General features: G+C 65.9%; 17 protein-coding genes. 10 read left to right on the forward strand and 7 right to left on the reverse strand.

Annotation, left to right across the window (positions count from 1 at the left end):
* The first annotated feature begins 2 nt into the window (after nucleotides 1-2).
* The 5 genes from FYJ28_RS17720 to hpaD all read left to right on the forward strand — a co-directional run bounded on the left by FYJ28_RS17720 (nucleotide 3) and on the right by hpaD (nucleotide 5934).
* Complete coding sequence (locus tag FYJ28_RS17720; RefSeq protein ID WP_442778589.1) at nucleotides 3-953, forward strand: YaaC family protein; 951 nt, start codon at nucleotides 3-5, stop codon at nucleotides 951-953.
* Between the two features lie 154 nt (nucleotides 954-1107).
* Nucleotides 1108-2598, forward strand: coding sequence for a fumarylacetoacetate hydrolase family protein (locus FYJ28_RS13595; RefSeq protein ID WP_154579657.1), 1491 nt, complete (start codon nucleotides 1108-1110; stop codon nucleotides 2596-2598).
* Entirely contained in the window at nucleotides 2595-3275 is a 681-nt protein-coding gene (locus tag FYJ28_RS13600; protein WP_326831720.1) for a GntR family transcriptional regulator, read from the forward strand. The genes FYJ28_RS13595 and FYJ28_RS13600 overlap by 4 nt, the downstream gene beginning before the upstream one ends.
* A gap of 42 nt (nucleotides 3276-3317) precedes the next feature.
* On the forward strand, nucleotides 3318-4835 hold the full coding sequence (hpaE, locus tag FYJ28_RS13605) for a 5-carboxymethyl-2-hydroxymuconate semialdehyde dehydrogenase (protein WP_154579658.1): 1518 nt from the start codon (nucleotides 3318-3320) through the stop codon (nucleotides 4833-4835).
* A 28-nt stretch (nucleotides 4836-4863) separates the two neighbouring features.
* Nucleotides 4864-5934, forward strand: coding sequence for a 3,4-dihydroxyphenylacetate 2,3-dioxygenase (gene hpaD, locus FYJ28_RS13610; RefSeq protein ID WP_154579659.1), 1071 nt, complete (start codon nucleotides 4864-4866; stop codon nucleotides 5932-5934).
* Between the two features lie 269 nt (nucleotides 5935-6203).
* On the opposite strand, the gene FYJ28_RS13615 is transcribed toward hpaD, so the two are convergent.
* Both FYJ28_RS13615 and FYJ28_RS17645 read right to left on the reverse strand, forming a co-directional pair.
* Nucleotides 6204-6764, reverse strand: a complete 561-nt coding sequence (locus tag FYJ28_RS13615) for an SDR family oxidoreductase (RefSeq protein WP_326831721.1) — start codon at nucleotides 6762-6764, stop codon at nucleotides 6204-6206.
* Nucleotides 6761-7033, reverse strand: a complete 273-nt coding sequence (locus FYJ28_RS17645; RefSeq protein ID WP_326831722.1) for an SDR family NAD(P)-dependent oxidoreductase — start codon at nucleotides 7031-7033, stop codon at nucleotides 6761-6763. Before FYJ28_RS17645 ends, FYJ28_RS13615 begins: the two co-directional genes overlap by 4 nt.
* A 215-nt stretch (nucleotides 7034-7248) precedes the next feature.
* Here FYJ28_RS17645 and FYJ28_RS13620 point away from each other — a divergent pair, with 215 nt between their 5' ends.
* Complete coding sequence (locus FYJ28_RS13620; protein ID WP_154579660.1) at nucleotides 7249-7830, forward strand: dihydrofolate reductase family protein; 582 nt, start codon at nucleotides 7249-7251, stop codon at nucleotides 7828-7830.
* Nucleotides 7831-7853: 23 nt separating this feature from the next.
* Here FYJ28_RS13620 and FYJ28_RS13625 read toward each other — a convergent pair whose 3' ends face one another.
* Complete coding sequence (locus FYJ28_RS13625; protein WP_154579661.1) at nucleotides 7854-8870, reverse strand: LacI family DNA-binding transcriptional regulator; 1017 nt, start codon at nucleotides 8868-8870, stop codon at nucleotides 7854-7856.
* 188 nt (nucleotides 8871-9058) lie between these two features.
* Here FYJ28_RS13625 and FYJ28_RS13630 point away from each other — a divergent pair, with 188 nt between their 5' ends.
* Nucleotides 9059-10165 (forward strand): Gfo/Idh/MocA family oxidoreductase, encoded by a 1107-nt coding sequence (locus FYJ28_RS13630; protein WP_154579662.1) that lies wholly within the window; start codon nucleotides 9059-9061, stop codon nucleotides 10163-10165.
* Nucleotides 10166-10218: 53 nt separating this feature from the next.
* Nucleotides 10219-10989, forward strand: a complete 771-nt coding sequence (locus tag FYJ28_RS13635; protein ID WP_154579740.1) for a TIM barrel protein — start codon at nucleotides 10219-10221, stop codon at nucleotides 10987-10989.
* Nucleotides 10990-11021: 32 nt separating this feature from the next.
* Here FYJ28_RS13635 and FYJ28_RS13640 read toward each other — a convergent pair whose 3' ends face one another.
* Genes FYJ28_RS13640 through FYJ28_RS13655 form a run of 4 tightly spaced genes read right to left on the reverse strand, consistent with a single transcriptional unit; the run spans nucleotide 11022 to nucleotide 15018 of the window.
* Nucleotides 11022-12032: a Gfo/Idh/MocA family oxidoreductase gene (locus FYJ28_RS13640; RefSeq protein WP_326831723.1), complete on the reverse strand. Its 1011-nt coding sequence runs from the start codon at nucleotides 12030-12032 to the stop codon at nucleotides 11022-11024.
* Nucleotides 12033-12034: 2 nt separating this feature from the next.
* Complete coding sequence (locus tag FYJ28_RS13645) at nucleotides 12035-12940, reverse strand: ATP-binding cassette domain-containing protein (protein ID WP_154579663.1); 906 nt, start codon at nucleotides 12938-12940, stop codon at nucleotides 12035-12037.
* A 35-nt stretch (nucleotides 12941-12975) separates the two neighbouring features.
* Complete coding sequence (locus tag FYJ28_RS13650; protein ID WP_154579664.1) at nucleotides 12976-14016, reverse strand: ABC transporter permease; 1041 nt, start codon at nucleotides 14014-14016, stop codon at nucleotides 12976-12978.
* 60 nt (nucleotides 14017-14076) lie between these two features.
* Nucleotides 14077-15018: a substrate-binding domain-containing protein gene (locus tag FYJ28_RS13655; protein WP_229780479.1), complete on the reverse strand. Its 942-nt coding sequence runs from the start codon at nucleotides 15016-15018 to the stop codon at nucleotides 14077-14079.
* A 356-nt stretch (nucleotides 15019-15374) separates the two neighbouring features.
* Here FYJ28_RS13655 and FYJ28_RS13660 point away from each other — a divergent pair, with 356 nt between their 5' ends.
* Both FYJ28_RS13660 and iolB read left to right on the forward strand, forming a co-directional pair.
* The gene (locus FYJ28_RS13660) at nucleotides 15375-16109 is read left to right on the forward strand and encodes a GntR family transcriptional regulator (protein ID WP_326831724.1); all 735 of its coding nucleotides are present in this window, start codon (nucleotides 15375-15377) and stop codon (nucleotides 16107-16109) included.
* Between the two features lie 29 nt (nucleotides 16110-16138).
* Nucleotides 16139-17029 (forward strand): 5-deoxy-glucuronate isomerase, encoded by an 891-nt coding sequence (gene iolB / locus FYJ28_RS13665; protein ID WP_154579666.1) that lies wholly within the window; start codon nucleotides 16139-16141, stop codon nucleotides 17027-17029.
* Nucleotide 17030: the final 1 nt, after the last annotated feature.

The following is a 17030-nucleotide window of genomic DNA, read 5'->3' on the forward strand; positions in this document are numbered from 1 at the left end:
GAATGGCTCGGAATGGTCCCAGAAAGACTGTATTTGGCGCCGCCTTACACCAGGCGGAAGACCTCTTCCGGAGTTCCGAAGGACTAGGACCTGCCAGCCGGCCTATAAACATTTTTTACGGCCTGTCACAGGCCACTCGAGCCCTAGCTGCCGCAGGTGTCCCTGACAAGACCGCATGGCAGCTGCGCGGGCACGGAATCACCCACCATAAAGGCTTAGACAGGGCGCTGAGCTCTATCAGATTCATGCAGACTCTAGATGCTAGAGGTGCTTACACGACCCTAGCTGGTTTATTGGGCAGTCCAACTCCTGAAGAGCCCGTGCTATTAGTAGATGCACTTTCAGCGCTTCCCCACTCACCTTCTGGAGAATCCTGGAAGGATCTCGTGAGACCATTATCCTACCGCCACCAGCCTCAGGGAATGGACGGCGCGTTCTTTGTCCACAGCAAGAATTACTTTGTTCAGACGGCTGGTTGGCCTGAGCCACCTTCAAGCGCATCGTCGGATCTTCTATCCCTGCGCAGGTGGGCGCGTAAATACTTAGAAAAGTACTTCCCAGTTTTGGCGAAGGCCCACCCCTTACCAGATGAGTACAGGACGATCCAACACGAGGAGGGCAGCGGCGTTTTAACGCTGAAGTTCGAGTCGGAGGAGAGTCTTGGAACGAACTGGCAACGAGAAATACTCGTACGCGACTTAGGAACTAAATACGGGGAGTATGCCTTCATCTTTCCGAGGTTTACAGGCCTAAGCCAACCTCATCATCCTCTCTTGATTTGGTGGGCCTCGCTATGGTGCTTCTCGATGCTTTCCAGATATGAACCGAGCCGATGGTCATCCGTGATTGATGTCGACTCGTCCAAAGACGCCGTTGGCATAGAGACCCTCCTTGAAGATTCGCTCGATATGGTGCCCGCGCTGATCCTCCGTGAGCTGACGCGATTTCAGTAACGAGGCCGATCACCATCTCCCGGCGGCCACAGCCTGCCCGCCCGCGATCCGTAGCGCGATGGGCTGCTGTAGAGCGGCAACCCGCCCCTTGACGTGACCCACCCCACAAGGCACACTGGATCGTATACGATTTCGTACTTGATCCAGGAGTGAGATGTCCACGAGCAGCACCGCCACACCGGAGACACTGGCACAGGCCGGCAAGGTCATCGCCGTCCACATCAACTACCCCAGCCGGGCAGCAGAACGCGGACGCACACCCGAGCAGCCCTCCTACTTCCTGAAGCCCAGCTCCTCCCTCGCCCTCACCGGCGGCACGGTGGAGCGCCCGGCTGGCTGCGAACTGCTCGGTTTCGAAGGCGAAATCGCCCTGATCATCGGCAAGACCGCCCGCCGCGTCACCGTCGAAGACGCCTGGAGCTACGTCAGCGGCGTCACCGCCAGCAACGACCTCGGCGTGTACGACCTCCGCTGGGCAGACAAAGGCTCCAACCTCCGCTCCAAGGGCGGCGACGGCTTCACCCCCGTGGGCCCGGCAATCCTCGACGCCGCCACCGTGGACCCGGCAGCCCTGCGCGTGCGCACCTGGGTCAACGGCGAACTCGCTCAGGACGACACCACCACAGACCTGCTCTTCCCCTTCGCGCAGCTGGTCGCCGACCTCTCCCAGCTCCTCACCCTCGAACCCGGAGACACGATCCTTACCGGCACCCCCGCCGGCGCCTCCGTGGCTGTCCCGGGCGACGTCGTCGAAATTGAAGTGGACTCCCCCTCCACAGGGCAGACCACCGGGCGCCTCATCACGACCGTCACCGAGGGCACGACGCCGCTGGCTCCCTTCGGCGCGCAGCCCAAGATCGATGACAAGCAGCGCGAAGAAGCCTGGGGCTCCGCCGAGAAGGCCGGAATCGCGGCAGCCGAGGAGGCAGCGCGGGAAGAGGGAAAGATTCTCACCCCGGAGCTGAAGGCCAAGCTGGAATCCGTCGCCACCGCCACCCTCAGCTCGCAGATGCGCGCCCGCGGCCTGAACAACGTCTCCATCGACGGCCTCACCGGCACGAAGACCGGCCGCAAGGTAGTCGGCACCGCCCGCACCCTGCGCTACGTGCCCAACCGCGAGGATCTCTTCAAGACCCACGGCGGCGGCTACAACGCGCAGAAGCGCGCCATCGACTCCGTCCGCGACGGCGAGGTGCTGGTCATGGAAGCCCGCGGCGAAAAGGGCACCGGCACCCTGGGCGACATTCTCGCCCTGCGCGCCATGCACAACGGCGCCGCAGCCATCATCACCGACGGCGGGGTCCGCGACTACTCCACCGTCGCCAGCTTCGACCTGCCCGTCTACTGCGCCAACCCGCACCCCGCGGTGCTCGGCCGCCGGCACATCCCCTGGGACACGGACATCACCATCGCCTGCGGCGGCTCCACCGTCCAGCCCGGTGACATCATCGTGGCGGACGACGACGGCATCCTGGTCATCCCGCCGGCCATCGCCGAGGAACTGGTGGAAGCCTGCATCAAGCAGGAACACCAGGAAGAGTTCATCGCCGAGATGGTCAAGGCCGGCCACGGCGTTGACGGCCTCTACCCGATGAACGCGGCGTGGAAGGAAAAGTACGAGGCCTGGGCGGCGGAACAGGCGTGAGCACTCCCGCTAACCCAGCCGGCACGGTCAGCAAGGCCGAACAGGCCTACCAGACCGTCCAGTCGAAGATCGCCTCCGGTGAATACGGCCCCGGGTACCGCCTGGTGCTCGGCCGGATCGCCGCGGACCTGGGCTGCTCCGCCGTCCCGGTCCGGGAAGCGATCCGCCGGCTGGAGGCCGAAGGCCTGGTCCGGTTCGAGCGGAACGTCGGTGCCACCGTTACCGGCATCGACCCCACCGAATACCTCTACACCATGCAGACGCTGAGCCTGGTGGAAGGGTACGCCACGGCGCTCTCCGCACCGCTCGTCACGGCAGAGGACCTGGCGAAGGCCAAGGACATCAACGCCCAGATGCGCGACTGCCTGGAGCACTTCGATCCGGTCCGCTTCACCGCCCTGAACCGGGACTTCCACTCCGCCCTGTTCACCAACTGCCCCAATCCGCACCTCCTGGACCTGGTCCACCGCGGCTGGAACCGGCTGGGCGCCCTGCGCTCCTCCACCTTCAGCTACGTTCCCGGCCGTGCCCAGGACTCCGTTGCCGAGCACGAGCGACTGCTCGAACTGATCGAGGCAAAGGCCGACGCCGGCACCATCGAGGCCGCGGCCCGCGCCCACCGGATTGCCACGCTCGACGCGTACCTCAAGCACACTCCCGCAAGCTCCAACCCATAAACACAGAACCGCCACAGACCCCCGCATCAAAGGAGACGCCCCATGGCTGAGCACTACATCCCGGAGAACCTTCCGACCCACATCCAGCACTTCATCAACGGCGAATTCGTGGACTCCGTCAACGGCGCCACCTTCGACGTGCTGGATCCGGTAACGAACCAGAACTACGCCACCGCCGCCGCGGGCCAGAAGGAAGACATCGACGCCGCCGTCGCTGCCGCCCGTGAAGCCTTCGTGAACGGCCCGTGGCCCAAGATGAAGCCGCGCGAGCGTGCCCGCATCCTGAACAAGATCGCCGACGCCGTCGAGGCCCAGGAAGCACGCCTGGCTGAGATGGAAACCTTCGACACCGGCCTGCCGATCACCCAGGCCAAGGGCCAGGCCCTGCGCGCCGCGGAGAACTTCCGCTTCTTCGCGGATCTGATCGTCGCCCAGTTCGACGACGCCATGAAGGTTCCCGGCAGCCAGATCAACTACGTGAACCGCAAGCCGATCGGCGTCGCGGGCCTGATCACCCCGTGGAACACGCCGTTTATGCTCGAGTCCTGGAAGCTCGCCCCGGCCCTGGCCACCGGCAACACCGTGGTGCTCAAGCCCGCCGAGTTCACCCCGCTCTCCGCGTCCCTGTGGGCTGACATCTTCACCGAGGCCGGCGTCCCGGCCGGCGTGTTCAACCTGGTCAACGGCCTGGGCGAGGAAGCCGGCGACGCGCTGGTGAAGCACCCGGACGTTCCGCTGATCTCCTTCACCGGCGAAACCACCACCGGCCAGACCATCTTCCGCAACGCGGCGGAGAACCTGAAGGGCCTGTCCATGGAGCTCGGCGGCAAGAGCCCGTGCGTGGTCTTCGCGGACGCGGACCTCAACGCCGCCCTGGACTCCGCGCTGTTCGGCGTCTTCTCCCTCAACGGCGAGCGCTGCACCGCCGGCTCCCGCATCCTGGTTGAGCGCCCGGTCTATGACGAGTTCTGCGAACGGTACGCTGCCCGCGCAAAGACCATCGTCGTCGGCGATCCCCACGATCCGAAGACCCAGGTTGGTGCGCTCGTGCACCCGGAGCACTTCAACAAGGTGGCCTCCTACGTCGAGATCGGCAAGACCGAAGGCCGCCTGCTGGCCGGCGGCGGCCGCCCCGAAGGCCTGGAAGAGGGCAACTACATTGCTCCCACGGTCTTCGCCGATGTGAAGCCCGACGCGCGGATCTTCCAGGAGGAGATCTTCGGCCCCGTCGTCGCAATCACCCCGTTCGACACCGAAGAAGAAGCGCTGGAGCTGGCCAACAACACCAAGTACGGCCTGGCCGCCTACATCTGGACCCAGGACCTCACCCGCGCGCACAACTTCGCGCAGAACACCGAGGCCGGCATGGTGTGGCTGAACAGCCACAACGTCCGCGACCTGCGCACCCCGTTCGGCGGTGTGAAGGCCTCCGGCCTCGGCCACGAAGGCGGCTACCGCTCGATCGACTTCTACACCGACCAGCAGGCCGTGCACATCACCCTCGGCAAGGTGCACACGCCCAAGTTCGGCACCGACGACGCCGCCAAGACCGACGCCTAAATCCCCCCGCTCTGTTCGAAGGAGAACCATGAACGCCAACCCCATTCCCAAGCCGTCCATCAACCCGCCGGACATTGTCCGCTGCGCCTACATGGAACTGGTGGTCACCGACCTGGCCAAGTCCCGCGAGTTCTACGTGGACGTCCTGGGCCTGCACGTGACCGAAGAGGATGAGAACGCCATCTACCTGCGCTCCCTCGAGGAGTTCATCCACCACAACCTGGTGCTGCGCAAGGGACCCGTCGCCGCCGTCGCGTCCTTCGCCTACCGCGTGCGCACCCCGGAAGACGTGGACGTTGCCGAGGCGTACTACAAAGAAATGGGCTGCCGCACCGAGCGCCGCGGCAACGGCTTCACCAAGGGCGTGGGCGACTCCGTCCGCGTGGAGGATCCGCTGGGCTTCCCGTACGAGTTCTTCTACCACGTTGACCACGTGGAGCGCCTGACCCAGCGCTACGACCTCTACTCCGCCGGCGAGCTGGTGCGCCTGGACCACTTCAACCAGGTCACCCCGGACGTTCCCCGCGGCCGCGCCTACCTGGAGAACCTGGGCTTCCGCGTTTCCGAGGACATCAAGGATTCCGAGGGCGTCACCTACGCTGCGTGGCTGCACCGCAAGGACACCGTGCATGACACCGCCCTCACCGGCGGCGACGGCCCCCGCATGCACCACGTTGCGTTCGCCACGCACGAGAAGCACAACATCATCCAGATCTGCGACAAGATGGGCGCCCTGCGCATCTCCGACCGGATCGAACGCGGCCCCGGACGCCACGGCGTCTCCAACGCGTTCTACCTCTACATCCTGGATCCGGACGACCACCGCATCGAGATCTACACCCAGGACTACTACACAGGCGACCCGGACAACCCCACCATCACCTGGGACGTCCACGACAACCAGCGCCGCGACTGGTGGGGCAACCCCGTTGTTCCGTCCTGGTACACCGAGGCCTCCCTGGTCCTGGACCTGGACGGCAACCCGCAGCAGGTTGTGGCCCGCACCGACTCCTCCGAAATGGAAGTCACCATCGGCGCTGACGGCTTCTCCTACACCCGCGGCGACGAAACCGACTTCAAGGTCGGTTCGCAGCTCTAGGGTTTTCTAGCGAACGACGGCGGGAGGGACAGCTTTGGCTGTCCCTCCCGTTTTCGTTGAGCCGGGTTCGTGGGCTGCCCGTCCTTCCCACCTTCTGTTACTGCTGCAACCGGGTGTGACCACTCCGGGCAACACCCGTCACGAAGAGTGGGAACGGCGGGCACGCTAGCCGGGTGCGGCGGCCGGAGCTGGCGAACGACGGCGGGAGGGACGGCTTTTGGCTGTCCCTCCCGTTTTCGTTAAGGTTCGGGGTGCGGCAGGCCCCAGCCTCAGCGAGCGTTGAAGCCCGCATCCACGGGGAGAGTCACACCGGTGATGTACCGGGCGTCGTCGCTCACCAGGAAAGCAACCGCGTTGGAGATATCCCTCGCCTCGACCCAGGGAACAGGAATAAGGTTCTGGACGGCGTCGCCGCTTCCCGGGTTGTCGGCGAACAGTTTCTCGATGATCGGATTCTGGATCATTTTGGTCGCCACTCCCGTCGGGTGGATCGAGTTGACGCGGATGTTCTGCGGGCTCAGCCAGTTGGCGAACGATCTCATGAGCCCCACGACTCCGTGTTTGGCGGCGGCATACCCGGTTCCACCGGCACCACCGTTGCCTCCGGTTCCCTTGAGTCCCTGGGTGGAACTCGTCAGCACGATAGACCCCGCCTGCTTGGTGATGAGGCTTGGGACAGCAGCCATCACCGTGTTGTAGACACCTGTGAGATTGACATCGACTACATCGGCAAAAGGCTGCTCACGATCGCCGCTCAGTCCCAGGGGAGCGATGCCCGCATTGGCCAGGATGATGTCGATGGGTCCGATAGCAACTTCGCCTTCCTTCACGCCTTCTCGAGGGCGGCGAGATCGCGGACGTCAGCCTGCTGGGCGAAGATGCGGCGGTCGAGAGCTTCGACGAGGCGCACTGTTTCGTCCAGGTCTTCGGGGGTGGCCATGTCATATTCAACTGACGCGATCTGGCTGCAGATGTCGACAGCAATGATGTCGGCACCCTCCTCCGCCAGTTTGATCGCGTGGCTTCGGCCCTGGCCCCGTGCCGCACCGGTGATGAACGCTACTTTTCCGTCGAGCTTGCCCATGAGGGATTCCTTCATCCGTCGTCTGGTCAAGAAACACCATTGATTCCTGACTGCGGCTCACAAGCTACATGCGTTGTCCCCCAGTTGGGAGAGTAGTTCCGACGCCGCGGCAGCGCAGCAAACCCGGGTGCACCGCCACCCCGGGCACCGCCCACCGCGGGGCTGGTCCGCCCGGCCCACATCGGCCATACTTACGGCCTGGCTTCCCTCCACCATCTCCAGGAGCACCCATGGGCAAGGTCGTTCTGAACAGCACGGTGTCACTCGACGGGTTCATCGCTGATGCGCAGGACCAGCCCGGATCGCTCTTCGAGTGGCTGCTCGGCGGGGACGTGCCGCTGGATGAGAGCGGACTCCTAAAGGTTTCGCAGGTGTCCTTCGACCACACCCGGCCATACTGGGATTCAATCGGCGCGACCGTCGTCGGGCGGCACGTGTTCGACCTGACAGACGGCTGGGGCGGACAGCCTCCGGGCGGCGTTCCCCATGTGGTGGTCGTGACGCATCGGCCGCCGCCCGACGGCTGGGACCGGGAAGCACCGTTCACCTTCGCCGGCAGCATCCAGCAAGCTATGGAACGGGCGCAGGAACTTGCCGGGGACCGGGTTGTGGAGGTGGCAGCGGGCGACGTCGGCGGGCAGGTGTTCGCTGCCGGGCTGGTGGACGAGGTACGGATGGACATGGTCCCCGTGGTCCTCGGCGCCGGGAAACGCTACTTCGGCGCGGTGCACGCCGAACACCTGCTGCGGGACCCGGACGTGGTGCTGCAGGGCAGCCGGGTGCTGCACCTGTGCTACCCGGTGCGCCGCTAGCGCCGCCGGTGCCGTTCGAGGTCTTAGCGTCTGGGTGCAGCAGGGCCGGTGGTGGAGCGGACCACGAGCCGGGGCGGGTGCACCAGTCCGGACGGTTCACGGTTCTCCAGGCGTGCCGCGGCGCAGGCGACGGCAGCTTCGGCCAGCAGCGGCGCCTGCTGGCTGACGGTGGTCAGCTGCACGTGGCTCAGGCGGGCAAGCTGGCTGTCGTCATAACCGGTCAGCGAGAACTCTCCGGGAACACTGAGCCCGGAGCGGCGCACTGCCTCCAGCACACCCAGGGCGCAGCGGTCATTGAACACCACGACGGCGCTCGGCAGCTCCCCTGCCAGCAGTTCCCCGCCGGCGCGCAGGCCGTCCTCTTCACCGGCACCGCCGCGGAGGACACGGATATCGCCGGCTAGCCCATGCGCTGCCATCGCGTCCCGGTAGGCGCTGCTGCGCTCGGCAGCGGACACGGCGCCGGACCCGTCAAGGTGGATAATCTTCCGGTGCCCCAGGCCCACGAGATGATCCACGGCGGCCCGGATCCCGGCGCCGTCGTCGCTCCGGACCCGGTCGACGCCGTTCACCTCTGCCGGGCTGAGCAAGGTCACCACCGGCAGCTGGCGGGCATGGCCGGCCAGCCCGTCAGCCGGCGTTGACGGGGCAATCATCAGCAGCGCTTCCACCCCCAGGTCCAGAAGGGATTCGACCGCCCGGGCTTCGGACCGCTGCGGGCTGACAGCGCTGAGCGCCAGCTCAAATCCGGCGTCCTCTGCCGCGGCATACACCGATTCCACCACCTCGGCATGGAACGGTTCGGCCAGCGTGAAGGTGACGCCCAGCAGCCGGGTGCGGCTGCTCCGCAGCAGGCGTGCCCGGGAATCGGGGCGGTATCCCAGTGAGCGGGCCACTTCCTGCACACGGTCCCGGGTGGCTTCGCTTGCCCCCGGAGCGCCGCGCATCACGATGGACGCCAGGGCGCGGGACACTCCTGCCTCGGCCGCGACGTCGGCGAGCGTCACCCTGCGCCCGGGCCGGGCGGCTGCTTCCGGCATGCTGTGTCCTCCGTACGTCAGACCTGGCTAGCAGGCGACTTACAACTGCCGGCTCCCTGTCCGGCTGAACCCATCCTAGAACGATCTAGACACAGCCGCCTGCACGTGCCAGAGTATGGTCAACGATCCCACTAGATCGATCTAGTCCCCACAAAACCGACTGCCCAATCCACTTCGCAGGAGCACCCATGGCCTACGTTCCCCAACGCACCGAAGAGTCCGCACCGGTGCGGCTCGCCCTGATCGGCTCCGGCTGGATGGGCGCCTTCCACGCCGAGACCGCCGCCACGAGGCTTGGCGGGGTGCAGCTCGAAGCCATCGCGGATCCGGCTCTGGCCTCCGCCGGCGAACTTGCAGAGCGCCTGGGCGTCGCAAAGGTGACGGCGGATCCCGCCGATGTGCTGGCTGATTCGGCGGTCGACGGCGTTATCATCGCAGCGCCGGCACGGTTCCACGCATCCCTAATCTCCGCCGCAGCAGCGGCAGGAAAGCACGTGTTCTGCGAGAAGCCCGCTGCTACCAGCCTGGCCGAGCTCGACTCGGCACTGGCCGCGGTCCGGGATGCCGGAGTCGAACTCCAGATCGGCTTCAACCGCCGGTTCGCACCCGACTTTGCCGCCGCCAAAAACGCGTTGGACGCGGGTACCGTAGGGACACCGCGGCTGCTGCGCTCCCTCACCCGGGACCCTAACAACGCCGATGCCCTGCCCGGCGCAGAGCGGACTCCGCCGTGGACCATCTTCCTCGAGACACTGATCCACGACTTCGACACCCTGAACTGGTTCAACGAAGGCGCCGTGGCCGAAGAGGTCCAGGTGATGGCCGATGCCCTGGTGGAACCCTCCCTCAGGGACACCGGCTTTCTGGACACCGCGGTGGTGACCATCCGGTACAGCAACGGAGCCATTGCCGTAGCCGAGGCGAACTTCAGCGCCCTCTATGGCTATGACGTGCGGGGCGAAGTCTTCGGCTCCGCCGGGATGGTCCAGGCCGGTTCACTGCAACAGACTGCCGCCACCAGCTACACGGCTGCCGGCTACGGCGGGGCCACGCCGCGGCTGAACGTCGAGCTGTTCGCCGGGGCCTACACCGCGGAGATCGCAGCGTTTGCGGACACCATCCGCAGCCGCCGGGACGGCATCCAGGCGCCGGGACCGGCTGCCCCCGGCGGTGCCGACGCCCGTGCCGCACTGGCCCTGGCGCTGGCCTGCATCGAAGCGGTGAAGACGGGCGCACCCGTGAGGCTGGAATCCTCCCGGCCTGTCGCCGTCGCCGCCGGGGAGGGGACGCGGTGAGCGCGCCTGAACCGCAGGAAACCGCCGGATTCCGGCTGGCCGTATGCGCGGAGATGGTGTTCCTGGACCTGCCGATGGCCGAGCGGGTCCGGCGGATCACCGATGCCGGGTTCGACGTCGAGCTCTGGGATACGCGCACGCACGACGTCGCCGGGCTGGCTGCCAGCGGAGCCGTCTTCTCCTCCATGACCGGCTATTCGGCCGGCAGCCTGATTGATCCGGACACTTCCGCCGATGTTGTCCGCACGGCGGAGGAGCTGATTCCCACTGCGCTGGAACTGGGGGTCAGCCGCATGGTGGTCCACCCAGCCCGGCTGATCGACGGAAAGGCGGCCACCCCTGCCTACCGGGCCTCCGGAGCCATGTGGCTTACCGCAGTACGGACGCTCGAGAAACTCGGTGACCTGGGAGCCCGGCACGGCATTGTGTTTGCGCTCGAGAACCTGAATACCATCGTCGACCATCCCGGGATTCCACTGGCCCGGGCGAAGGACACCCTGGCACTGGTTGAAGCCGCAGCGCATCCGAACATCAAGATGATGCTGGATCTGTACCACGCGCAGATTGGCGAGGGGAACCTGATCGATTTGCTCGGCCGCACCCTTCCGCACGTCGGCGAGATCCAGGTGGCGGACGTGCCGGGACGCTGCGAACCCGGCACCGGGGAAATCAACTACCCCAACATCGCCCGGATGCTGGAGGCAGCCGGCTACACGGGGACGGTCGGGATGGAGGCGTGGGCCGAATCGGACAGCGCGCTGGCCCTGGGCCGTTTCCGTGAGGCATTTACCGTCCGGCGGACCGTTTCCCCGGCGCTGGCCTAACCGGGCCCGCTACCCCGGCCCTCAGACTCCGGCTACCCCTCCACCTTCACCGGCGCCCCGGTCTCCAGTGAAAGCTGCGCGGCGTCGGCCACCCGGGAGGCAGCAACAGCGTCCTCGGGCGGGCACGGATTCTCCCGCTCCCCCAGGATCAGTTCCACGAACGCGAGCATCTCGGCGCGGTAAGCCGCATCAAACCGCTCGGCGAAGGCGGCGTGCGGCGGACCGGCGGGAAATACCACGCCGGACTCGGCCGAACGCATGGCCAGCCGGTCATCCAGGCCCACCATCACGGAGGACCGCGACCCCTGAAGCTCCAGCCGCACATCATGCCCGGCCCCGTTGTAACGGGTGGCCGCCACCGTGCCCAACGTGCCGTCGTCGAGCGTCACGAGGGCGAGCGCCGTGTCCACATCCCCCACCGCCCCGATGGCGGGGTCGCCGTTGTTTGACCCTCGCGCGTAGACCTCGGTGATTTCGCGGCCGGTGAGCCAGCGCAGCACGTCGAAATCGTGCACGGAGCAGTCCCGGAACAGACCGCCGGACGTCGCCAGGAATCCCACCGGCGGCGGAGCCATGTCCGCAGTGACTGCCCGGAAGGAATGCAGCCAGCCCAGTTCCCCTGCCTCGAACTGCCGCTTGGCTTCCAGGTAGCCGGTGTCGAACCGGCGCTGGTGTCCCACCTGCACCACCCCGCCGCGGTCCCGGATGAACTCCAGTACCGGCAGGGCCCCTGCAACGCTGGCGGCCACCGGTTTCTCGACGAACACCGGGATGCCGGCGTCCACCCCGGCCCGGATGAGATCCGGATGTGTCGCTGTTCCGGTCGCGATCACCAGCCCGTCGAGGCCGGCCCCGAACATCGCGCGGAGATCAGGCAGGAACCCGGCCCCGGCGGAAGCTGCCACTGCGCGCCCATGCTCGGCCGCGACGTCGGTAATAAGCAGCCGGACGTCCAGGCTTTTATGCCGCAGCGAGGCGATGTTCGCGGCATGCATGGCACCGATCCTGCCGGCACCGGCCAGGCCCAGGGTCAGCGTGCCCACGTTCAGCCGCGGGTGGTTTCGGTCTGCACGACCTCAGCCTCGACTTCCGCCAGCACGTCGCTGTGGCTGCCGAGGGCTTCGAGTTCATGTGCGAGTTCGCTCAGTTCCGCGCCGCCGGCCATCTGCCCGGTGAGCTCTTCCAGCGTGATGTCCTTCTTGTTGTAGTACCCAATGGACTTGCCGCGCTTGAGCAGGAGGAACCGGTCCCCCACCGGATACGCGTGGTGCGGGTTGTGGGTAATGAAGATGACTCCCAGCCCGCGGTCCCGGGCCTGCAGGATGTACCGGAGCACCACGCCGGACTGCTTCACGCCCAGCGCCGCGGTGGGCTCATCCAGGATCAGCACCTTGGCCCCGAAGTACACGGCGCGCGCAATGGCAACACACTGCCGCTCACCGCCGGAGAGCTGGCCAATGGGCTGTTCGACGTCGCGCAGGTCGATCCCCATCTCCTGCAGCTCATGCTTGGTGATCCGCTTCATCTCTTCCACATCCAGCCGCCGGAACGGCCCGGATCCCTTGGTCAACTCGGACCCGAGGAAGAAATTACGCCAGATAGGCATCAGGGACACCACGGCCAGGTCCTGGTACACCGCGGCGATACCGGCGTCCAGTGCCTCCCGCGGGGAGCTGAGGTGCCTGGGTTCGCCGAAGATGCTGAACGTGCCCTCGTCGTGCTTGTGCAGCCCGGCGATGATCTTGATCAGCGTCGACTTCCCGGCACCGTTGTCCCCCAGCACGCAGGTGACCCGGCCGGCGTCGACCGCCATGGTCACATCCCGCAGGGCGATGATGTTGCCGTAGTGCTTGCCCACACCGTCCAGTTCCAGCAGGTGCACCGGAGTGCTGGTCAGCGGGTCCTTCTGGTCCTTCAGCAGCGCGTCCTGGCTGATCCCGTTGTTTTCCATGGCTTTTCCGTCCTAAAAATTGCGGGAAGTTGCGGTTACTGCTGCTCGGCGCGGCGCTTGACCATCAGGTTCACGATTGTGGCCAGCAGCAGCATCAGGCCCAGGAAGAACTTGAACCAGTCCGGGTTCCATTCGGCATAGACAATGCCCTTGTTCGCCATGCCGAAGATGAACGCGCCGATCGCTCCGCCAATTGCAGAGCCGTAGCCGCCGGTTAGCAGGCATCCGCCAATCACAGCGGCAATGATGTAGAGGAATTCGTTGCCCACGCCTTCACCGGACTGCACCGTGGAGAAGGCGAACAGGTTGTGCATGCCCAGGACCCAGGCGCAGAAGCCGACCCCCATGAACAGCCCGATCTTGGTGCGCACCACCGGAACGCCGACGGCGCGGGCTGCGTTGGCGTCACCGCCGGCGGCGAAGATCCAGTTCCCTACCCGGGTGCGCAGCAGGATCCAGGAGGCAACGGCCACCATGGCAATCCAGATGAACACGGTGATCTTCACGTCGATGCCGCCGATGTTCACGGAGGAGGCGAAGATGGCGCGCGCTGACTCGAAGCCGTCCATGCTGGCGATCGACGGCGTGGAGACGCTGCCGCCGATGGCACGGGTCAGGCCGAGGTTCAGTCCGGTCAGCATGAGGAAGGTGGCCAGCGTGACGATGAAGGAGGGGAGCTTGGTCTTGATCAGGATCCAGCCGTTGATGAACCCGACGCCCAGGGACATGGCCAGCGCCAGCACCACGCCCACCCACACGTTGGTGGAGAAGTACCAGCTGAAAAGCGAGGCCATCAGGGCGGAGCTGATCACGGCGACGCCGGTGGAGAGATCGAATTCACCGCCTATCATCAGCAGCGAGACGCCCACGGCCATAATGCCGATGGTGGATGCGCCGTACAGGACCGTCGCGATCGAGCCCGGCTGCAGGAACACCGGTGCCACGGCGGAGAAGAATACGAAGAGGGCGACGGCGCCGACCAGGGCCCCGATTTCGGGACGGCCGAGCAGCCGGCTCAGGGTGCTTTTTTTGCCTACCCGTTCATCCGCGGCGGGAGGAGTTGCCGTAAGGGTCATGTCAGTTCTCCTTGGCGCTGCGGCGGAGCACACAGTCCTCCGCCGCAGCTTGGGGGTGGATTAGCGTACGCCCTGCTCGGCGAACTCCAGCACGTCGGTGGCGCTCTGCTGGTCAACGATGGTGGGCCCGGTCAGCACCGGCTGACCGCCGCCGATCTTGAAGCCGCCGCGCACGCTCTGCCAAAGGGCATCGATCGATCCGTAGCCCTGCAGCCACGGCTGCTGGTCAACGGTGAAGATCACTTCACCGTCCGCGATTTTCTGCGCCATCTCCGAGTTCATATCGAAGGACGCAACCTTTGCCTCGCTGCCGGCTGTTTCGACGGCCTGCAGGATGGTCAGGGTGTACGGGGCGCCGAGGCCAATAACGACGTCGGCGGCGTCCGTGGCCTGCAGTTTGGCAGTGACGGTGGACTGGACCTGGGTCATGTCGGTGCCCTGCACGTACAGGATTTCCGTTGCCGGGATGATGGACTTCACACCCGCACAGCGGTTCTCCAGACCAACATGGCCCTGCTCCTGGATGACGCAAATGGGGTTCGTGTACCCGTCAGCCGAGAGCCGTTCGCCGACTGCCTCGCCGGCCAGGACCTCGTTGGAACCAAAGTGGGTAAAGGCACCGAGTTCGGCGGAACGGTCTTCGCCGGCGTTCAGGCTCACCACCGGGATGCCGGCGTCCGCTGCCTTCTTCAGGGCCGACGCCAGGGCATCCGGCTTGGCGAGGGTAACGGCAATGCCGTCCACACCCTGATCCACGGCCTGCTCTATCAGCTGGGCCTGGCGGCCGCCTTCCGGGTCGGAGAGGTACTGCAGCTCAACGTTGTCCTTGGCGGCTGCCTCTTCGGCGCCCTTGCGGACAATGTCCCAGAAGGTGTCCCCGGGTGCTGCGTGGGTGATCAGTGCGATGTTCATGCGTTCGGTCCCGGCAACCTCGCCGCCGGCCTCGGAATCAGCTTCGGGTTCACGCCCTCCGCTGCTGGAGCAGGCAGCCAGTGCCAGCATGGGAACCAATACTGACGCAGCGGCAAATCTTCGCCAGGAATGCTTGTGTGACACGAGAATCTCCTTTGTCTTCCGTGAACCGGCCCCGGCGAGGCCGGTGGGCGTCCCAGGCACCATCGCCCGTATCTGCCCCTCGGGCATAAGCATGGTGACGGGCATCACAAAAGTCAATAGTATGTCAGGACATATTCACAATAGGACGCCCTGAGGCCCTTTCGGCGCACCCGGAATCCGGCAAACCGCAAAACCCCTCCGCGATTACGGCCGCCACTGCTACCATCGACCAAAAGACAGATTGTCCTGTCATTTAGACCAGACCGGCGCTCTATAAACCGACCGGCAAAGGAGGAACGGCCGTGGAACTTAACATCCCCATCGACAGGTCCTCCCCCGTGCCCCTCTACCACCAGGTGGTACAGGGCATTGAAGCCGCCATCCGCAGCGGAACCCTGGAATCCGGCTCGCGGCTGGAGAATGAAATCGAGCTGGCCAGCCGGCTGAACCTCTCCCGCCCCACCATGCGCAAGGCCATGGATGAACTGGTCCGCTCCGGGCTGCTGGTCCGCAAGCGCGGGGTTGGAACACAGGTGGTTTCCAGCCAGGTCCGGCGCAACCTGGAGCTTTCCAGCCTCTTTGACGACCTGCAGCGCACCGGCCAGAAACCAGCCACGGAGGTCCTGGAGTTCCGGCACGGCAAGGCGGACACCGCCGTCGCCCGTTCCCTGGACCTGCCCGCCGGGGTGAACGTCTACCACTTCACGCGGCTGCGCAGTGTTGACGGCAAGCCGCTGGCGCTGATGGAGAACTGGGTCCGGGACGACATCACCGAGATCACCGAAGACGGGCTCCGCCGCCACGGCCTTTACCAGCTCCTTCGCGACGCCGGCGTGAACTTTCGGCTGGCCAGCCAGCGCATCGGCGCCGTCGTCGCCGATGAACGGCAGGCCAGACTGCTGACCGCCGAGCCGGGGTCGGCTTTGGTGACCATGGAGCGCACCGCAGTCGACGACGCCGGACGCAGCGTGGAAACCGGGCACCACGTGTACCGCGCCGATTCCTACAGCTTCGAAATGACACTCGTTCAGCGCTAAGAATCCCCCTCCAGCGGAAGGAAAGCAGCATGGCCGAATCATCACAGTGGGTCTATCCGCTGGGCAGCGCCGGAGACGGCACCTGGGACATCTCGCTCGGAGCCGGGGACACCGCCGTCTGCCCGGCCGGCTGGGAGCACACGGGCCTCAAGACAGCCCGGCTGCAACCCGGGGAAGCCGTGAAACTCAGCGCTGAAGCCGAGGAACGGATCATCATTCCGCTCGAAGGCGCTCTTTCGGTGAGCGTGGACGACACCGAGTACCAGCTGCGCGGCCGCTCCTCTGTCTTCGCCGGCCCGTCGGACGTGCTCTACACCGGCGTGGACACCGCCGTCGTGGTTTCCGCACCGGAAGGCGGGCGCGTGGCCGTGGCCCTGGCACCGGCCCGTGCCGGATACCCGGTGCGCCTGATCCGGTCCGAAGATACCCCGGTGGAGCTGCGCGGGGCCGGGAACTGCTCCCGCCAGGTGCACAACTTCGGCACACCGGCAGCTCTGGAGGCCGACCGCTTTATTGTCTGCGAGGTCCTCACCCCGGCCGGGAACTGGTCCTCCTATCCCCCGCACAAGCACGACGAGGAGAAGGACGGCGAAACCAGCCTCGAGGAGATCTACTACTTCGAGACCCGCGCCGCCGCCGGCGCGCCGGACGGCGCGGATCCGGTGGGTTACGCCCGCGTCTATGCCTCCGATGAACGCCCCATCGATGTCACCGCCGAGGTCCGCACCGGCGACGTGGTCCTGGTGCCCTACGGCTGGCACGGTCCGGCCATGGCCGCGCCGGGCTACGACCTGTACTACCTCAACGTGATGGCCGGACCGGGCCGGGTGCGCGAATGGCTGATCAGCGATGACCCGCACCACGGCTGGGTCCGCAGCACCTGGGACAACACGCAGATCGATCCGCGGCTGCCCTTCTAGC

This window comes from Arthrobacter sp. BL-252-APC-1A, assembly GCF_009696625.1.
Classification (GTDB): domain Bacteria; phylum Actinomycetota; class Actinomycetes; order Actinomycetales; family Micrococcaceae; genus Arthrobacter_B.

Bases quoted from the DNA above. Each gene is read 5' to 3' on its own strand.
- FYJ28_RS17645 (WP_326831722.1), bottom strand. From the start codon at position 7,033: ATGAAGGAATCCCTCATGGGCAAGCTCGACGGAAAAGTAGCGTTCATC.
- FYJ28_RS13625 (WP_154579661.1), bottom strand. From the start codon at position 8,870: ATGCCGGAAGCAGCCGCCCGGCCCGGGCGCAGGGTGACGCTCGCCGAC.
- FYJ28_RS17720 (WP_442778589.1), top strand. From the start codon at position 3: ATGGCTCGGAATGGTCCCAGAAAGACTGTATTTGGCGCCGCCTTACAC.
- FYJ28_RS13650 (WP_154579664.1), bottom strand. From the start codon at position 14,016: ATGACCCTTACGGCAACTCCTCCCGCCGCGGATGAACGGGTAGGCAAA.
- FYJ28_RS13620 (WP_154579660.1), top strand. From the start codon at position 7,249: ATGGGCAAGGTCGTTCTGAACAGCACGGTGTCACTCGACGGGTTCATC.
- hpaD (WP_154579659.1), top strand. From the start codon at position 4,864: ATGAACGCCAACCCCATTCCCAAGCCGTCCATCAACCCGCCGGACATT.
- FYJ28_RS13630 (WP_154579662.1), top strand. From the start codon at position 9,059: ATGGCCTACGTTCCCCAACGCACCGAAGAGTCCGCACCGGTGCGGCTC.
- FYJ28_RS13655 (WP_229780479.1), bottom strand. From the start codon at position 15,018: ATGCTGGCACTGGCTGCCTGCTCCAGCAGCGGAGGGCGTGAACCCGAA.
- FYJ28_RS13635 (WP_154579740.1), top strand. From the start codon at position 10,219: ATGGTGTTCCTGGACCTGCCGATGGCCGAGCGGGTCCGGCGGATCACC.
- hpaE (WP_154579658.1), top strand. From the start codon at position 3,318: ATGGCTGAGCACTACATCCCGGAGAACCTTCCGACCCACATCCAGCAC.
- iolB (WP_154579666.1), top strand. From the start codon at position 16,139: ATGGCCGAATCATCACAGTGGGTCTATCCGCTGGGCAGCGCCGGAGAC.
- FYJ28_RS13645 (WP_154579663.1), bottom strand. From the start codon at position 12,940: ATGGAAAACAACGGGATCAGCCAGGACGCGCTGCTGAAGGACCAGAAG.
- FYJ28_RS13595 (WP_154579657.1), top strand. From the start codon at position 1,108: ATGTCCACGAGCAGCACCGCCACACCGGAGACACTGGCACAGGCCGGC.